At 65.7% G+C, this 16672-nt stretch carries 19 protein-coding genes; 10 read left to right on the top strand and 9 right to left on the bottom strand.

Annotated features, from left to right (window positions below; all coding sequences use genetic code 11):
- Positions 1–4: 4 nt before the first annotated feature.
- Genes Q1J79_RS13745 through Q1J79_RS13720 form a run of 6 tightly spaced genes read right to left on the bottom strand, consistent with a single transcriptional unit; the run spans position 5 to position 4504 of the window.
- Entirely contained in the window at positions 5–820 is an 816-nt protein-coding gene (locus tag Q1J79_RS13745; protein ID WP_300301334.1) for an alpha/beta hydrolase, read from the bottom strand.
- Positions 813–1205: a hypothetical protein gene (locus Q1J79_RS13740; RefSeq protein ID WP_300301332.1), complete on the bottom strand. Its 393-nt coding sequence runs from the start codon at positions 1203–1205 to the stop codon at positions 813–815. Before Q1J79_RS13740 ends, Q1J79_RS13745 begins: the two co-directional genes overlap by 8 nt.
- The gene (locus Q1J79_RS13735; protein WP_300301329.1) at positions 1202–1573 is read right to left on the bottom strand and encodes a MaoC/PaaZ C-terminal domain-containing protein; all 372 of its coding nucleotides are present in this window, start codon (positions 1571–1573) and stop codon (positions 1202–1204) included. The genes Q1J79_RS13740 and Q1J79_RS13735 overlap by 4 nt, the downstream gene beginning before the upstream one ends.
- Positions 1574–1578: 5 nt before the next feature.
- The gene (locus tag Q1J79_RS13730; RefSeq protein WP_300301327.1) at positions 1579–3078 is read right to left on the bottom strand and encodes a long-chain fatty acid--CoA ligase; all 1500 of its coding nucleotides are present in this window, start codon (positions 3076–3078) and stop codon (positions 1579–1581) included.
- A gap of 11 nt (positions 3079–3089) precedes the next feature.
- Positions 3090–3860: an enoyl-CoA hydratase/isomerase family protein gene (locus Q1J79_RS13725; protein ID WP_300301325.1), complete on the bottom strand. Its 771-nt coding sequence runs from the start codon at positions 3858–3860 to the stop codon at positions 3090–3092.
- 2 nt (positions 3861–3862) lie between these two features.
- Positions 3863–4504 carry a TetR/AcrR family transcriptional regulator gene (locus Q1J79_RS13720; RefSeq protein ID WP_300301323.1) on the bottom strand — a complete coding sequence of 214 codons (642 nt, stop codon included), beginning with the start codon at positions 4502–4504 and terminating at the stop codon, positions 3863–3865.
- A gap of 304 nt (positions 4505–4808) precedes the next feature.
- On the opposite strand from Q1J79_RS13720, the gene Q1J79_RS13715 reads away from it, so the two are divergent.
- The 8 genes from Q1J79_RS13715 to Q1J79_RS13680 all read left to right on the top strand — a co-directional run bounded on the left by Q1J79_RS13715 (position 4809) and on the right by Q1J79_RS13680 (position 11722).
- Positions 4809–6008, top strand: coding sequence for a substrate-binding domain-containing protein (locus tag Q1J79_RS13715; protein ID WP_300301321.1), 1200 nt, complete (start codon positions 4809–4811; stop codon positions 6006–6008).
- A 57-nt stretch (positions 6009–6065) separates the two neighbouring features.
- Positions 6066–6860, top strand: coding sequence for an ABC transporter ATP-binding protein (locus Q1J79_RS13710; protein WP_300301319.1), 795 nt, complete (start codon positions 6066–6068; stop codon positions 6858–6860).
- Complete coding sequence (locus Q1J79_RS13705; RefSeq protein ID WP_300301317.1) at positions 6857–7582, top strand: ABC transporter ATP-binding protein; 726 nt, start codon at positions 6857–6859, stop codon at positions 7580–7582. The genes Q1J79_RS13710 and Q1J79_RS13705 overlap by 4 nt, the downstream gene beginning before the upstream one ends.
- Positions 7579–8598: a branched-chain amino acid ABC transporter permease gene (locus tag Q1J79_RS13700; protein ID WP_300301315.1), complete on the top strand. Its 1020-nt coding sequence runs from the start codon at positions 7579–7581 to the stop codon at positions 8596–8598. The genes Q1J79_RS13705 and Q1J79_RS13700 overlap by 4 nt, the downstream gene beginning before the upstream one ends.
- Positions 8599–8612: 14 nt before the next feature.
- Positions 8613–9695: a branched-chain amino acid ABC transporter permease gene (locus tag Q1J79_RS13695; RefSeq protein ID WP_300301312.1), complete on the top strand. Its 1083-nt coding sequence runs from the start codon at positions 8613–8615 to the stop codon at positions 9693–9695.
- Positions 9692–10549: an alpha/beta hydrolase gene (locus Q1J79_RS13690; protein WP_300301310.1), complete on the top strand. Its 858-nt coding sequence runs from the start codon at positions 9692–9694 to the stop codon at positions 10547–10549. The genes Q1J79_RS13695 and Q1J79_RS13690 overlap by 4 nt, the downstream gene beginning before the upstream one ends.
- A 61-nt stretch (positions 10550–10610) precedes the next feature.
- A complete protein-coding gene (locus Q1J79_RS13685; protein ID WP_300301308.1) occupies positions 10611–11108 on the top strand; it encodes a Fur family transcriptional regulator in 498 nt (165 codons plus the stop codon).
- A gap of 143 nt (positions 11109–11251) precedes the next feature.
- The gene (locus Q1J79_RS13680; protein ID WP_300301306.1) at positions 11252–11722 is read left to right on the top strand and encodes an aminoacyl-tRNA deacylase; all 471 of its coding nucleotides are present in this window, start codon (positions 11252–11254) and stop codon (positions 11720–11722) included.
- Positions 11723–11749: 27 nt separating this feature from the next.
- On the opposite strand, the gene Q1J79_RS13675 is transcribed toward Q1J79_RS13680, so the two are convergent.
- The 3 genes from Q1J79_RS13675 to metC are packed head-to-tail and all read right to left on the bottom strand — an operon-like array spanning position 11750 to position 14553.
- Positions 11750–12505, bottom strand: coding sequence for an enoyl-CoA hydratase (locus Q1J79_RS13675; protein ID WP_300301305.1), 756 nt, complete (start codon positions 12503–12505; stop codon positions 11750–11752).
- A gap of 12 nt (positions 12506–12517) precedes the next feature.
- Positions 12518–13372: a GNAT family N-acetyltransferase gene (locus Q1J79_RS13670; protein WP_300301303.1), complete on the bottom strand. Its 855-nt coding sequence runs from the start codon at positions 13370–13372 to the stop codon at positions 12518–12520.
- The gene (gene metC, locus Q1J79_RS13665; protein ID WP_300301300.1) at positions 13372–14553 is read right to left on the bottom strand and encodes a cystathionine beta-lyase; all 1182 of its coding nucleotides are present in this window, start codon (positions 14551–14553) and stop codon (positions 13372–13374) included. The genes Q1J79_RS13670 and metC overlap by 1 nt, the downstream gene beginning before the upstream one ends.
- 144 nt (positions 14554–14697) lie before the next feature.
- Between metC and Q1J79_RS13660 the strand changes: the two genes are divergently transcribed.
- A complete protein-coding gene (locus tag Q1J79_RS13660) occupies positions 14698–16107 on the top strand; it encodes a M20 family metallopeptidase (protein ID WP_300301298.1) in 1410 nt (469 codons plus the stop codon).
- Entirely contained in the window at positions 16104–16580 is a 477-nt protein-coding gene (locus tag Q1J79_RS13655; RefSeq protein WP_300301296.1) for a YqaA family protein, read from the top strand. The genes Q1J79_RS13660 and Q1J79_RS13655 overlap by 4 nt, the downstream gene beginning before the upstream one ends.
- Positions 16581–16672 lie beyond the last annotated feature (92 nt).

Here is a 16672-nt window from a genome sequence, read left to right as displayed (position 1 = left end):
GGTCCTACAGCGCCTCGAGGAATTCCGACAGGCCGCGGTTATAGGCATCCGGCATTTCCAGATGCGGGGAATGGCCGGCGCCGTCGAAGCAAACCCGGCGCGCGCCGTTGATATTGGCGGCCAGCCACTGGCACACGGCTGGCTCATAGAGCTGGCTCTCGTTGCCATGCAGGATCAGGACCGGCAATTCAAGCTGCGGCAGCAGCCAGCGATAATCCTGCTGCGCCATCGACGCCCACAGGGCGGCCATGGCGTCGCCATCGTTGCCGGCCATTTCCGCACCGAGCCATTTCATCAGCGCGGGATCGATCCGGCTGTCGCGGGCGAACAGGCGGGGCAGGGCATTCTGGGCATAGGATGGCCAGTCGGCCCGCATCATCTGCATGGCGGTTTCGCTCTGGGCGGCGTCAAAGCCGTTGCGGATGCCGAACTGCCAGTCGCGGTCATTGATGATGCGCGGCGTCATGTCCTCGATCACCAGCCCGGCCAGGCTGGCGCTGCCATAGCGGGCGATGTAATCGAAAGCCACCATGGCGCCCATCGACCAGCCGATCAGCACGGCGTCGTGCAGATCGTATGTCCTGAACATGACGTGCAACTGATCGGCCAGATACGGAATGGTCAGGTCGGCAGGGGTGGCGGGAGAATGGCGATGGCCGGGCAGGTCGGGCAGCAGAACGCGATGCCGCCCGGAGAAAGCGGCAAGCTGCGGCGTGAAATAGCCGCCATGGGCGGCCCAGCCATGCAGGAAAACCAGCGGCCGGCCTGGCGTGTTCCCGGGGCCGCTTTCGGCAACATACATCGCGGAATCCTTACGCACCGACATCCTGGGCCAGCACCAGCGCGCGGCCGCGGCAGATCACATGGCCGGCGGCATCGGTGCAGGTGGTGGCGAGGTCGACCAGATGCTTGTCGGGCCGCAGGCGGGTGATCTCGACTTTTGCCGTCAGCGGCTGGCCGACCGGGGCCGGCCGCTCGAAATTCAGTTCCTGCTTCAGGTAATTGGTGCCGAAGCCGGGCAGCTCGACGCCAAGCAGGTAGGAAAACAGCGCGCCGATCAGAGGCTCGGGCACGGCGTCGAGCGCGGCGCCGTCGCGGGCAGCCAGCGACTGGAATTGGCGCAGGTCGTTGGCCGAGAAGCTGCGGGTGACGCTGGCGTGGTCGCCGACGCGCATGCCTTTATGGGTGAGGGCGGTCTCGGTCATGGCAGGGCGATCTCCGTCTGGCCATCCAGCACCACGGCGCCGTCGGCGACGCGGGTGACCCTGGTGGCATAGCTGCGCCGGCTGTCGGCGGAGGCCGTCTCGCTCAGCTCGAAGCGCAGCGTTTCGCCGGCATAGGCCGGATTGGGAAACATCATGGTCTGGCTGACCTGCCGCGCGCCGGGATGCTGCTTCTGCAGCAGGCCCCACAGCACGGTGTAGAGCAGCATGCCGTGGCTGACCGTGCGGCCGAAGCGGGTGCGGGCGGAGAAATCCGGATCGACATGGATCGGATTGTTGTCGCCGCTGACTGCGGCGAACAGGTCGAATTCGCCCTGGGCCAGGGCGCGGTCGTGGCTGATGATGGTCATGGCACTCACTTTCCGGCTGCCCGGCTGCGCAGCACATGCTTTTGGATCTTGCCGGCGGCCGTGCGCGGGAAGTCTTCGACGATGTCGATGTATTTCGGCACCTTGTAGGCGGCGAGGTTCTGCCGGCAGAAGGCGCGCAGGGCTTCCGGGTCAATGCTGGCGCCAGGCTGCGGCAGCACGCAGGCGCGGCCGACCTCGCCCCATTTCTCGTCCGGCATGCCCAGCACGGCGCATTCCAGTACGCCGGGGAATTTATAGATCACGATCTCGACCTCGGCCGGATAGACGTTCTCGCCGCCCGAGATGTACATGTCCTTGATGCGGTCGACGATGTAGTAATAGCCATCATCGTCGCGCCTGGCGACGTCGCCGGTTTTCAGCCAGCCATCGCGCGTGAAGGCGGCCTTCGTCGCCGCCTCGTTGTTCCAGTAGCCGGGCGTGATGCCGGGGCCGCGGATCTGCAATTCGCCGGCCTGGTTGGCGGGCAGGGGATTGTCGTCCTCGTCGACGACGCGCACCTCGGCCAGGATCTGCGGCTTGCCGACCGAACCGATCTTGGCTTCGGCATGGGCGGTATCCATCAGGAACACGGTCGGGCCGGTCTCGGTCATGCCCATGCCGTTGCACACCTTCACGCCGCGCGCGGCGAACTGCGCGATCAGCGTGGCTGGCAGCGGCGCGCCACCGCAGCCCCAGGAGCGCACCTTCGAGAAATCAGCGGTCCTGAAGTCCTTGTGCAGACTGATCGCCTGATAGATCGCCGGCACGCCGAAGAAAGCGGTGCAGTTTCCGTCCTGCAAAGCGGCCATCACCGGGTCGATCTCGAATTTCTTCAGGATTCTGATCGTGCCGCCATGCAGCAGAACCGGCAGGGTATGCAGGTTGATGCCGGCGGTGTGGAACAGCGGCAGGAAATTCAGCGTCGTCTCGGTGGAGGTCAGGTCGATGGCCTGGCCGATATTGATGGCATTGGCATAGGCCATGCCCGGCGTCTGGATCACCGCCTTCGGCTTGCCGGTGGTGCCGGAGGTATAGAGCATGTACCAGATGCGGTCGCTGTCCCATTGCGTGTCGAAACGGCCCGGCGCGGTGGCGGCGACGGCGGATTCGTAACCGGCATAGGACAGCAGCTTCAGGCCGCAGGTTTGCGCCAGTTCGCCGGCGACGGCGGCATTGTCGGCGTCATGGATCAGCAGCCTGGGCGCGGCATCCTGCGCCACCGGGCCGAGTTCCGGCGCCGGCTGGCGCCAGTTCAGCGGCACCAGGATGGCGCCGAGCTTGCCGCAGGCGAACAGGATTTCGAAAAACGCGGCGCTGTTGAGGCACAGGATGGCGACGCGGTCGCCCTTAGCGATGCCATTGGCGCCGAGCCAGGCGGCGAAACGCGCGGCGCGGTCATCCAGCGCGCGGTAGCTGAGCCTGCGGCCGGTTTCCAGCTCGATGAAGGCGGTGTGGTCCGGCGTCAGCTCGGCGCGGCGCGCCGCGATATCGAAAATCTTGCGCATGGTTTCCCCCGTTATGCCGACTCGGCAAGGAAACGCGCCATGCCATGATGGGCTTCCTCGCTGTCGATCTGGTCGAGAAAGGACTGCTTCTCCAGTTCCAGCGCCGCGACGATGGTGGCGCGACGCTCCGCTGGCAGCAGGCAGGCTTTTGTCGCCGCGATGGCGGCCGGTTGCTTGGCGAGCAGTTCGGCCAGCCAGCCGTCGATGGTGGCGTCCAGCGCCTCTGGCTCGACCAGCGCGGTGGCCAGGCCAAGCTGCACGGCTTCGGCCGCGCTGACGCGCCGGTTGCGCAGCTGGATTTCGCGGGCCGCCGCATCGCCGATACGGGCGGGCAGCAGGGCGGTCCAACCGCCATCGGGGCTGAAGCCCACTTCGGTATAGTAGGGCTGGATGAAGGCCCGCGGCGTGATCGCGACAAGGTCGCAGGCCAGCAGGAAACCGAGCGAACCGCCGGTGACCGGGCCCTGGATGCGGCTGAGCACCGGGATCGGCAGGTTGAGCAGGGCCATGATGCAGTCGTTCAGGCCGCCGACCAGGCCATCGGCATAAGCGCGACGTTCACCACGCGGCACGGCGAAGAAACCGCCGACATCGCCGCCGGTGGAGAAACTGCGGCCTTCGGCCTGCAGCACCAGGACACGCAGATCAGGCGTCATCGCGAGGCGGGCCAGATCGAGTTTCAGTGCCGCGATCAGCTCGGGCACCAGGCTGTTATGCCGTTCCGGCCGATTGAAGCTCAGCCGGGCCACCGGGCCCGCAATGTCGAGACGGGTGAAGGCCATGGTCAGCGTGCCGCCATGCCCGGGGCTGCCATACCATGCGCCAGCATGGCGGTGGCGACATCGACGATGGGGTCGAGCGGGGCTTTCGGGTCCCACAGGCCATAGCGCTGGCCGAGGAAGACGGCGATGCCCATCAGCATCCAGGCGCGCACCTCGATGGCATTCTCGGTGCCGCCGGGCGTGATCTCGCCACGCTTCTCGGCCGCGGCCAGGGCGATGCGGTAGGACTTGGCGAATTCGGTGTAATACTGGCGGTAGACCTTCTCGTCGACGAACTGCGATTCCTCGACCACCTTGTAGAGGTCGGGATTGCGGCGCACGAAATCGAGAAAGGCGCGCAGGCCCAGCCGCTCAGCCTCGATGCGGTCTCTCGCGCCCTCGGTGGCCTCGGTCAGGTGATGGCGCAGCATGCGGCCCATATGCAGGACCAGCTCGCGCATCACGTCTTCCTTGCTGCGGAAGTAGATGTAGAAGGTGCCCTGGGCGACGCCGGCTTCGGCGGTGATGGTGCTGATCGAGGCCTCGGCAAAGCCGCGGCGGCCGATCTCGCGTTTGGCGGAATCGAGAATCTTGCGGCGGGTCATCTCGCCCCGGCCGGTCTTCGGCAGGGGCAGGGCACGTTTTCTCGAGGCGGTGTTCAACATGATTCAGCCGTCATGTTTTGATTATCCGTCGTTTCCTCCGCCCACGGCCGAAATCGTCAGAATCCAGCTTGACGGGCTTATGGCGCAAGGCTACGAATAGTCGAGACATGAATCAAGTGTCATGTTTGGCGGGCGTCCATAGCGGACGGCGCCCCGTCACCGGCACCGGGACCACCCGGGCCGCAGGAAAGGGAGGAGCACGATGTCGCGCATAACGCACGCCTGTAGTCGCGTCTCCATCGCCATAACCGGCGGGAGCGATCCCGCCGCAGTCCGTCCGCAATCGTCGCAAGGGAGAGACAAAATGCAGCGCGTGATGAAGACGGCGGCCCTGACCGCCGCCCTGATCGCCGGCAGCGCCATGACGGCGCAGGCCGCCGATCTGAAGATCGCCCTGATCGCCAGCAAGACCGGTCCGCTCGAGGCTTATGCCAAGCAGACCGAGACCGGCTTCATGATGGGTCTGGAATACCTGACCAAGGGCTCGATGACCTGGCAGGGCCGCAAGATCCAGGTGATCGTCAAGGACGACCAGTTCAAGCCCGACCTCGCCAAGTCGCTGCTCGAGCAGGCCTATGCCGACGACAATGTCGACCTGGCCGTCGGCACGACGGGCTCGGGCGGCGCGCTGGCCATGCTGCCGGTGGCCGAGGAGCACAAGAAGGTGCTGATCGTCGAGCCGGCCGTGGCCGACGCGATCACCGGCGAGAAGTGGAACAAGTATATCTTCCGCACCGGCCGCTCCTCGATGCAGGACGCCTATGCCGGCGCTGCCGCGTTCCCCAAAACCGGCGAAGTGCATGTCGCGACCCTGGCGCAGGATTACGCCTTCGGCCGCGATGGCATCAAGGCGATGAAGGAAGCACTCGCCCTGTCGCATCCGAACGTCAAGATCGCGTTCGAGGAATATGCCCCGACCCAGACCACCGATTTCACCGCCTCGGCCCAGCGCCTGTTCGATGCGCTGAAGGACAAGCCGGGCAAGAAGATCATCGCCATCATCTGGGCCGGCCCGCATCCGCTGCCCAAGATCGCCGACCTGAAGCCGGAGCGTTTCGGCATCGAGATCGCGCCGGGCGGCAACATCCTGCCGGTGATGAAGCTCTATAAACCCTATCCGGGCATGGAAGGCGCGATCTATTACTACTACGACTTCCCGAAGAACCCGATGAACGACTGGCTGGTGACCGAACACAAGAAGCGCAACAACGGCGCCCCGCCTGACTTCTTCACCGCCGGTGGTTTCGCCGCCGCTTCGGCCGCGCTGACCGCCATCCAGAAGGCCGGCGGCAGCAACACCGACAAGCTGATCGCCGCCATGGAAGGCATGGCCTTCGACACCCCGAAGGGCACCATGTTCTTCCGCAAGGACGACCATCAGGCGATGCAGCAGATGTACCACTTCCGGGTCAAGAAGGACGGCAAGAGCGATGTCGACCTGCTCGACCTCGTGCAGGTGATCCCGGAATCGGCCATGCCGATCCCGATCCGCAACAAGCGCTGATTATTGCAAACCGGCCGGGACAGCCTGTCTGTCCCGGCCATTTTCATATCCGGTCCGATGCCCGCCACGCCCGCCCTCGAAACCCGCGACCTGACGATCCGCTTCGGCGGCCATGTCGCCGTGAATGCCGTCAGCTGCGCCTTCCATCCCGGCACGCTCACCGCCATCGTCGGGCCGAATGGCGCCGGCAAGACCACCTATTTCAACCTGATCTCGGGCCAGCTCAAGGCCACCGCCGGAAGCGTGCTGCTGCGCGGCCATGATGTCAGCGGCCTGACGGCCTCGGCGCGCACCAAGCGCGGCATGGGGCGCGCCTTCCAGCTTACCAACCTGTTTCCCAACCTCACCGTGATGGAAAACGTGCGCCTGGCCGTGCAGTCCCGCGCCGGCGCGGGATTGCAGCTCCTGCAGCTGTGGAGCCATCGCCGCGACCTGATCGAGAAGGCGGACAGCCTGCTGGAGTCCGTGAAGCTGCTCGAGAAGCGCAATGCCATGGCGGGCGCTTTGCCCCATGGCGACCAGCGTAAGCTGGAAGTGGCCCTGCTGCTGGCGCTGGAACCCGATGTCTTCATGTTCGACGAGCCGACCGCCGGCATGTCGGTCGACGAGGTGCCCACCGTGCTGGACCTGATCCACGGCATCAAGGCGCGCGGCGACAAGACCGTGCTGCTGGTCGAGCACAAGATGGACGTGGTGCGCTCGCTGGCCGACCGCATCATCGTGCTGCATAACGGAACCCTGGTGGCCGATGGCGAGCCGGCCACGGTGATCGCCTCGCCGGTGGTGCAGGAGGCCTATCTCGGCATCTCGCCCGAGGCCGCGGGTCAGACGATGGGGGAGGCCGCGCGATGAAGGACGCGATCCTGCGCCTGGACGGCGTGCATACCCATATCGGGCAGTATCACATCCTGCATGGCATCGACCTCGTGGTGCCGCGTGGCCAGCTCACCATGCTGCTGGGCCGCAATGGCGCCGGCAAGACCACCACGTTGCGCACCATCATGGGGCTGTGGCAGGCATCAAAAGGCCATGTGCATTTCGATGGCCGCGACATCACGAAACTGTCCACGCCCGATATCGCCCAGGCAGGCATCGCCTACGTGCCCGAGAATATGGGCATCTTCGCCGACCTCACCGTGCGCGAGAACATGATCCTCGCCGCGCGCAACGGCGAGATCGACCCAAAACGCCTGAAATGGATTTTCGGCCTGTTCCCGGCGCTGGAGAAATTCTGGTCTCTGGCCGCCGGCACGCTGTCGGGTGGGCAGAAGCAGATGCTGGCGATCGCCCGCGCCATCGTGGAGCCGCGCGAATTGCTGCTGATCGACGAGCCGACCAAAGGTCTCGCGCCGGCCATCATCATGAACATGATCCAGGCCTTCCGCGAGCTGAAATCCACCGGCGCCACCATCCTGCTGGTGGAGCAGAATTTCATGGCCGCCAGGCTGCTGGGCGATTCCGTGGCCGTGATGGACGATGGCCGCGTCGTGCATCGCGGCGCCATGGCCGAACTGGCGGAAGACACCACGCTGCAGCAGAAACTGCTGGGCCTGAGCATGGACGCGCATCAATGACCGCTGTTGCCGCCACTACTGAAACCGTCTCGCTGCCGAAGGTGAAGACCGACTGGCTGCCGGCCCTGCTGGTGCCGATCCTGGCCGTCGCCGCCCTGCCGCTGGTGGGCAGTTTCTCCACCTGGGTCACGCTCACCGTCGCGGCTTTGGCCATGGGCATGATGATCTTCCTGATGGCCTCGGGCCTCACACTGGTCTTCGGCCTGATGGACGTGCTGAATTTCGGCCATGGCGTGTTCATCTCGTTCGGCGCCTATGTCAGCCTGATGGTGCTGGGCCCGCTGGCCGGCTGGGTCGAGAGCCCGAATATCTGGCTCAATATCGGCGTGCTGCTGGCCTGCATCGTGGTCGCCATGCTGGTGACCGGCGCGCTGGGCTATGCCTTCGAGCGGGTGGTGATCCGCCCGGTCTATGGCCAGCACCTGAAGCAGATCCTGATCACCATGGGCGGCATGATCGTGGCCGAACAGATGATCCATGTGATCTGGGGCGCCAGCCCGATCCCGCTGCGGCTGCCCGAAGGTTTGCGCGGCGCCATCGTGGTGGGCGAGGCGGCGATGGAGAAATACCGCGTGATCGCCGTGGTGCTGGGCCTGCTGGTGTTCGGCCTGATGCACCTGCTGCTCAACCGCACCAAGATCGGCCTGCTGATCCGCGCCGGCGTCGAGAATGCCGAGATGGTGGAGGCGCTGGGCTACAGGATCCGCCGCCTGTTCGTCGGCGTGTTCATCGCCGGTTCGGCCCTGGCCGGCCTGGGCGGCGTGCTCTGGGCCTTCTACCGCCAGACGCTCACCGCCGGCATGGGCATGGAGGTGAACGTGCTGATCTTCATCGTCATCATCATCGGCGGGCTGGGCTCGATCGGCGGCTGCTTCGTCGGCGCGCTGCTGGTGGCTCTGGTGGCGAACTACACCGGCTTCCTGGCGCCCAAGCTGGCGCTGGGCTCCAGCATCCTGCTGATGGTGCTGATCCTGCTATGGCGGCCGCAGGGCCTTTATCCCGTGGCCAAGCGGTAAGGGGAGGCGCCGTCATGCTGCCGAACAATCCCATCCACAGCATCCTCTCCGGCGACTATCCGCGCTCGAAGGCGCTGTCGGTTGCGCTGGTCATCGTGCTGGTCAGCCTGGCTTTCGCGCCCTTCCTGTTCCCGGGCAGCCAGCCGCTGAACGTTGCCGCCAAGATCTGCGTCTTCGTCATCCTGGTGGCCAGCTATGACCTGTTGCTGGGCTATACCGGCATCGTCTCGTTCGCCCATACGATGTTCTATGGCATCGGTGGTTATGGCGTGGCAATCGCCATGTACAATTTCAATGCCGGCTGGGGCGCGCTTGGCCTCGGCGTGCTGGCGGCGCTGGTGCTGGCCATGCTGCTGGCCCTGCTGATCGGCCTGTTCAGCCTGCGCGTGCGGGCGATCTTCTTCGCCATGATCACGCTGGCGGTGGCCTCGGCCTTCGCCATCCTGGCCTCGCAGCTCAACGAGATCACCGGCGGCGAGGATGGCCGCAGTTACCGGATTCCGGAAATGCTGCGCCCGGCTTTCCGCCTGTTCGACGAGCCGGTGCTGGGCGTGATGATCAACGGCCGCATCCTGACCTATTACCTGATCTTCTTCGCCGCGCTGATCCTGTTCCTGCTGGCCCTGCGCGTGGTGAATTCGCCGTTCGGTCGCGTGCTGCAGGCGATCCGCGAGAATGATTTCCGCGCCGAGGCGCTGGGCTACCGCGTCGTGGTTTATCGCTCGATCGCCAACTGCCTGTCGGCCGGGATGGCGACTCTGGCCGGCGTGCTGATGGCCCTGTGGCTGCGCTATACCGGTCCGGATACCACGCTCAGCTTCGCCATTATGATCGACATCCTGCTGATGGTGGTGATCGGCGGCATGGGCACGCTGTATGGCGCCGTGCTGGGCGCCACCATCTTCATCCTGGCGCAGAATTACCTGCAGGTGCTGATGGGCCAGTTCAGCGGCATGCTGGAAGCCGCCGGCATCCCGCTGCTGCCCGGCCTGTTCCATGCCGACCGCTGGCTGCTCTGGCTTGGCATCCTGTTTGTGCTCAGCGTTTATTTCTTCCCGGTTGGCATCGTGGGCAAGCTGCGGCAGATGAAGTCATGACGCATGAAATCATGACCGGGCGCTCGCGCTATTACGACCTGCTCGGCCGCTCGGTCCATTGCCTGGAATGGGGCGGCGAGGCCGCGCCGGCGGTGATCCTGTGGCACGGCTTTGCCCGCAACGCCCATGATTTCGAATATCTGGCAACGGCGCTGGCCGGGCGTTACCGCCTGATCGCGCCCGATACCATCGGCCGGGGCCTGAGCGCCTGGAGTCCTGAGCCGGATACAGAATACACCGTGCCCTTCTATGTCCGGCAGGCCGTGGCGCTGCTCGACATGCTGAAGCTGCAGAACGTGCGCTGGATCGGTACCTCGATGGGCGGGCTGATCGGCATGGTCTGCGCTGCCACGGCGCTGAAGGACCGCATCACCCATCTGCTGCTCAACGATGTCGGGCCGGCGATTGCGCCCAATGCCGTGCAGCGCATCCTCTCCTATGCCGGAACGCCACCCAGCTTCGCCAGCCTGCCCGAGCTGGAGCAGTATTTCCGCACCATCTATGCGCCGTTCGGTATTGCCGCCGATGCAGGCTGGCGCCGTTTGGCGGAAACCTCGGCGCGGCGGTTGCCCGATGGCCGGCTGACCACCCATTACGACCCCGAGATCGCCGCCGTGCTGGGCCGCCAGAGCGCGGGCGCCTCGGGCGATGCCTGGCCGGTCTATGACCAGATCGCGGCAAAAACCCTGCTGCTGCGCGGCGCCGTGTCCGACCTGCTGGCCGAGGACACCGCCGCCGAGATGACCCGGCGCGGCCCGAAGGCGCGGCGCGTCGATATCCCCGGCATCGGCCATGCCCCGGCGCTGGATACGGCTGAGCAGGTCGCCCTGGTCGCGCAGTTTCTCGCGGAATAGCGGGGTTGGCGGTGCCGGCCGGGTGGTTGGCCGGAACTGGCGGCCGCCCTATACTGGCATCATGTCCAGCGCCTCGCCCCAGCCCCACCATCACGCCCATAGCCACCGGCATGGCCACGATCACGCGGCCTGCATCAGCGACGCGCTGAGCCGTGCCGAGGCGCATTGCGCGGCGACCGGCGCCAAGCTGACGCCGATCCGCCGCCGCGTGCTGGAACTGATCTGGCAGAGCCACAAGCCGGCCGGCGCCTATGACCTGCTGGCGCAGATGGGCGGCGATGGCCAGAAGGTGGCGCCGCCGACCGTCTATCGCGCGCTGGATTTCCTGGTCGAACAGGGGCTGGTGCATCGCGTCGAGAGCCTGAACGCCTTCATCGGCTGCACCCATCCGGGCCATGTCGTGCAGCAGGAAATCTTCATCTGCAAAAACTGCGGCACCGCCATCGAGATCAACGACCCGGAGCTGAGCCAGCGCATCCTGCAGGATGCCAAGGGGCTGGGATTCACCGTCGAGCGCCAGACCATCGAGGTAGTCGGTCTCTGCCGCGATTGTCGTTAAAGCGCACAATAGGCGGGATTCCGCCAAAACAGATTCCTTGCGGATCGCCCGATCGGGTGTAGCCTGTAGGACATCGGCGGCGCGGCCGCAAACATGCTCTATTGCTCAGGCGGCGACCGTCACCCTTGCCAGAGGAGGGTGCAATGGGACTCTCGATCAGCCTGCAGGAATATCTCGAGCGTTGTGACGTGCCCTACGAGATCATCGAGCATCAGCGCGCCACCACGATGCTGGCGGCGGCGCATTGCGCCGGCGTGCCGGAAGACAAGGTGGCCAAGGCCGTGCTGCTGGAAGACGAGGACGGCTACATGCTGGCCCTCGTGCCGGCGGCCTGCGCCGTCGAGCTCGGCCGGCTCAGCCGGATGCTGCAGCGGCGCATCGGGCTCGCCACGGAGAGCGAGGTGGCCGAATTGTTTGGCGACTGCGAGACCGGCGCGGTTCCGGCGCTCGGTACGCCCTATGGCATCGAGGTGTTGATCGACGACCGGCTGGATGGCTGCGACGATCTCTATTTCGAAGGGGGCGATCACCGCAGCCTTGTGCATATCCGCGGCCGCGACCTGCAGCGCCTGCTGCCTGAAGCCCTGCATGCCCGGATCGGCACCCCGCACTGAACAGGCCGGGGCTTACCCGAATTTTGCCTAGCTGAATTTCGGCGGGCGCTTCTCGAAGAAGGCGGTCATCGCCTCGCGCGCCTCGGCCGAGGTGAGCTGGCTGCGGAAATGCGCGCCTTCGGCCGCCATCTGGCCGGCGATGTCGCCGCGCGACTGGCGCATCAGCTGCTTGGTCAGGCGCAGGGCCGTTGGCGGTTTGGCCGCCAGCTTGGCCGCCACCTGCATCGCCTCGGGCAGCACCCGGGCATCGGGAAAGATGGCATTGGCGATGCCATAGGCCTTCGCCGTCTCGGCATTGAACGGTTCGCCCAGCATCAGCAGCTCGGCCGCGCGATGATGGCCGATCATGGCCGGCAGCAGCAGCGAGGAGGCGGCTTCGGGCACCAGCGCCAGGTTGACGAAAGGCAGCGACAGGCGGGCATCGGTACCGACATAGACCAGATCGCAATGCAGCAGCATGGTGGTGCCGACGCCGACGGCGACGCCACTGACCGCAGCGATCAGCGGCTTGGAGGCGGTGCTGATGGCGCGCAGGAAGCGGAAGACCGGGCTGTTGTCGCCCTGCGGCGGATTGTTGAGGAAATCCTGCAGGTCGTTGCCGGCGGTGAAGGCGCCGCCATTGCCGGCAAACACGATCACGCGCACGGCGTCGTCGGTTTCCCCCGTTTCCAGCGCCTCGGCCATCGCGGCATACATCGCGCTGGTCAGCGCATTCTTCTTCTCTGGGCGGTTGAAGGTGATGGTCAGGATACCATCGACCCTGGCAGTCAGAATCTCGCTCACGGCGCTGCTCCCTTACGGTTTGAACAGCAGGATCGCATAGTCGCCGATGGCCGTGAAGCCTAACGCTGCGTAAGCCGTCTTCGCCGCCGCGTTGTCGGTTGGGGTGAACAGCACCGCCAGGTTGGCGCCGGCATCCCGGGCGACGGCGAGCGCGCCGGCCACCACGGCGCGGCCATAGCCGCGGCTGCGGAATTGCGGCGGCGTCCAGACATTGCCGATCTGCACGGCATCGGGCAGGCGGGCGTTGAAGCAGCAGCCGGCCACCGGATGCTGGCCGTCGAACAGCAGGAACTGGCTGCCTTCCGCGATCCATCGCGCGGCCTCGGCCCGGCATTGCTCCGTGACTGCCCGGGATGGCGTGGCGCCCAGGGTTTCCAGCGTGAAGGCCAGCCGCCATTCGGCCAGCAGATCGAGATCCGCCGCTGCCGCCAGCCGGCAGGCCAGATGCTGGTTGGGCAGGGCGGCGGGCTGGCGCAGCTCGTCGAGCTTCAGCGCCATCAGCACTTCCCTGGAGCGCAAGATGCGGTCGGTGTCATCGATCGCCAGCGCCTCCTGGGCGTCCAGCGCCTGCTGCCAGGGCCCGAGGATGCCGGCCACGGCACGGTTCGAGACGGCGGCCCTGGCCACGGCGCCGGCATGGCCCGGCGCAAACACGACCAGCATGCCCTGCCAGTAATGCGCGGCGACGCCGATGATGCGGTCGCCCTCGAATACGGCGGCATAACGGCCCTGATAGGGCTGCGTGCCATCATGGATGCCGCCTTGGGCCAGGTTGCCGCGCAGGAACATCGTTTCGGTGGTATGAGCGCGCAGAAATGCTTCCAGCCTCGGCTGGTCCTGCGGGGTGAGAAGGCGGATGTCGGTCATTACCCTTGCGCCTTGTTCAGGCGATCGAAACCGGCTTTCAGGTCGGCGATCAGGTCCTCGGTCGCTTCCAGGCCGATATGCAGGCGGATCAGCGGCCCATGGTCGCGCCACGGCTCGGCCGAGCGGATGCCATGCGGCTTGGCCACGGTGACCAGGCTCTCGAAGCCGCCCCAGGAATAGCCGATGCCAAACAGTTCGAGGTGATCGACGAATTCCGCCACCGCGTCCTCGCCGTATTTGCGATCCAGCTCGAAGGAGAACAGGCCGCAGGCGCCAAGGAAATCGCGTTTCCAGATCGCATGGCCGGGATCCTGCGGCAGGGCAGGGTGCAGCACGCTGGTCACTTCCGCGCGGCCGCGCAGCCAGTCGGCCACCGTGATGCCGCTTTCCATGTGGCGCGGCAGGCGCACCGCCATGGTGCGCAGCCCGCGCAGGCCCAGGAACACCTCGTCGGGGCCGGCATTGTTACCGAGCGCGCGGGCGCTGTCGCGCAGCATCGGCCAGCACTCTTTGTTGGCGATCACCACGCCTAGCATCGCATCGGAATGACCGACGATGTATTTCGTCGCGGCATGCACCGACAGGTCGACGCCATGGCTGAAGCTCTTGAAATAGAGCGGCGTGCCCCAGGTGTTGTCCATCACCACCTTCGCGCCGTGCTTGTGCGCGATCTCGGCCATGGCCGGAACGTCCTGCATCTCGAAGGTTAGCGATCCCGGCGATTCCAGGAAGATCAGCGCGGTGTTGGGCCGCAGCAGGTCCCTGATGCCGGCATTGATGGTGGGGCGGAAATACTCGGTCTCGACGCCCAGGCGTTTCAGCACGGTGTCGCAGAAATGCCGGGTCGGACCATAGACGCTGTCGGTGACCAGGATGTGGTCGCCGGATTTGACCATGCTGAGGATCGCGCCGGAGCAGGCGGCGGCGCCGGAGGGAAAGCTGATGGCGCGGTAGCCGCCTTCCAGCTCGGCCAGGGTGTTCTCGAAGGCATAGGTCAGCGGCGTGCCGATCCGGCCATAGGACGTCACCTGCTCGTCGCGCTCGCGGGCGGCGTAAACGTCCTTCAGCGCCTTCAGATTGGGCTGCAGGATGGTCGAGGCGCGATAGACCGGGATATTCACCGCGCCGTGGTGGCCTTCCGGATCGCGGCCGAGCGTGGCGAGCTTGGTTTCGTCTTTCATGGCGGACTCCAATCTGGAAGCCGACTATCGCAAAGCCCGGCCGGGCTGAGAAGACCCGGGCCGGAAAGACGCCGGAATGAGGAGGCTGGGGCAGGCTTCCCAGCCGCGCGGCATGGCGCTATGAAAAAGCAAAGGAGTTTGCCGATGACCCGCGCCGCCGCCATCAAAGCCGCCACCGACTATCTCGACCAGGGTGGCTTCAAAGCCGATCTCGCCCGCCGCGTCGCCATCCCGACCGAGAGCCAGAATCCCGATCGCCGGCAGGCCCTGGCCGATTACCTGGAAAAGGAGATGCGAGGCACTCTGGAGAAACTTGGTTTCACCTGCGTGGTCCATGACAACCCCTCGCCGAAGGGCGGCCCGTTCCTGGTCGCCACGCGGCGTGAGCCGGGCGCCATGAAGACGGTGTTCTCCTATGGCCATGGCGACGTGATCCGCGGCCAGGACGCGCAATGGCGCAGCGGCCTCAATCCGTGGCAGGTCGTGCAGGAAGGCGACAAGCTCTTTGGCCGCGGCACCGCCGACAACAAGGGCCAGCATACGGTGAACATCGCGGCCCTGGAGGCCGTGCTGAAAGCGCGCGGCGGCAAGCTGGGATTCAATGTCGTGCTGCTGATCGAAACCGGCGAGGAAGTCGGCTCGCCCGGCCTGAACGAATTCTGCGCGGTGCACAAGGCGGAATGGGGCGCGAACCTGTTCCTTGCCTCCGACGGGCCGCGCCTGTCGCCGGAGCGGCCGACGCTGTATTGCGGCGCGCGCGGCGGACTGAATTTCGACCTGACGGTGAACCTGCGCGAGGGCGCGCATCATTCGGGCAACTGGGGTGGCCTGCTGGCTGATCCCGGCATCATCCTGGCCCATGCGATTGCCAGCATCGTTGGACCAACCGGGCAGATACGCATCCCGGAATGGGTGCCGACGGAACTGCCGGCCGGCGTGCGGCGCGCCCTGGCCGATTGCAAAGTCGGTGGCGGCAGCGACGGGCCGGGCATCGACGCCTGGTGGGGCGAGCCGGGCCTGTCGCCGGCCGAACGCGTTTATGGCTGGTGCAGCTTCGACGTGCTGGCCTTCAAGACCGGCAATCCTGAAGCGCCGGTGAACGCGATCCCGGGCATCGCCACGGCGCATTGCCAGATCCGCTTCGTCGTCGGCCCCGATTCCGAGCAGTTCCTGCCGGCTTTGCGGCGCCACCTCGACCGTCATGGTTTCCCACAGGTGCAGGTGACGCAGGCGCGTGCCGAAGTGTTCAAGGCCACGCGTCTCGATCCTGATCACCCCTATGTCCATTTCGCGCTGGTCTCGGTGGAGCGCACCATGGGGGCGCGGCCGGCCTTGCTGCCCAATCTGGGCGGCTCGCTGCCCAACGACGTCTTCGCCGACACGATGGGCCTGCCCACGGTATGGATGCCGCATTCCTATGCCGCCTGTTCGCAGCATGCGCCGAACGAGCATGTGCTGCTGCCGGTGATGCGCGAAGGCCTGGCGATGATGGCCGGCCTGCTGTGGGACCTGGGCGAGGCGGGGCCTGACCTCACCGGCGCCGGTCGGGCGTGACGCTCGATCCGGCGCTGGCGGCGCAATTCGGCGTCGCGGGGCTTTTTCTCTGGTCGCTGCTGGCCGCCACGCTTGTGCCGCTGTCTTCGGAGGCAGCGCTGGCGGCTGCACGTGCTGCTGAAATTGCGCCGCCGCTGATTCTTTTTGTGGCGGCGACCGGCGGAAATGTAATTGGTGCACTGATCAACTGGTTACTGGGGGCATGGTGCCTGCGCTTTGAGCACAAGCGCTGGTTTCCGATCACACCTGTGCAATTGCACAAAGCGCAAATGCAGTTTCAGCGTTGGGGTGCAATAGCCCTGCTTTTCTCTTGGATTCCAGTGATTGGTGACCCGCTCACCTTTGCTGCAGGTGCGTTGCGCTACCCGTTGGCCCGTTTCTTGATTGCAGTCAGCCTTGGCAAGGCGGCCCGTTATGCGGTCGTCCTGTGGATAACAGAGCTTGTCTTGCCGGTTTTTGCAGCATCGTGGTAATCCTACGATGGTTCTGCGGAAACGCAGTCCAAGTCACAACAGGGAAGGGTAACAAGATGAAACTTCTGCAAACGGCCGCTGCCGCGGCGGTG

Origin of the sequence: Ferrovibrio sp. (assembly GCF_029255545.1) — a bacterium.
Taxonomy (GTDB): Bacteria; Pseudomonadota; Alphaproteobacteria; order Ferrovibrionales; family Ferrovibrionaceae; genus Ferrovibrio.
The sequence above is the reverse complement of the archived record's forward strand: the minus strand, read 5'-3'. Positions and strand labels throughout refer to the sequence as shown.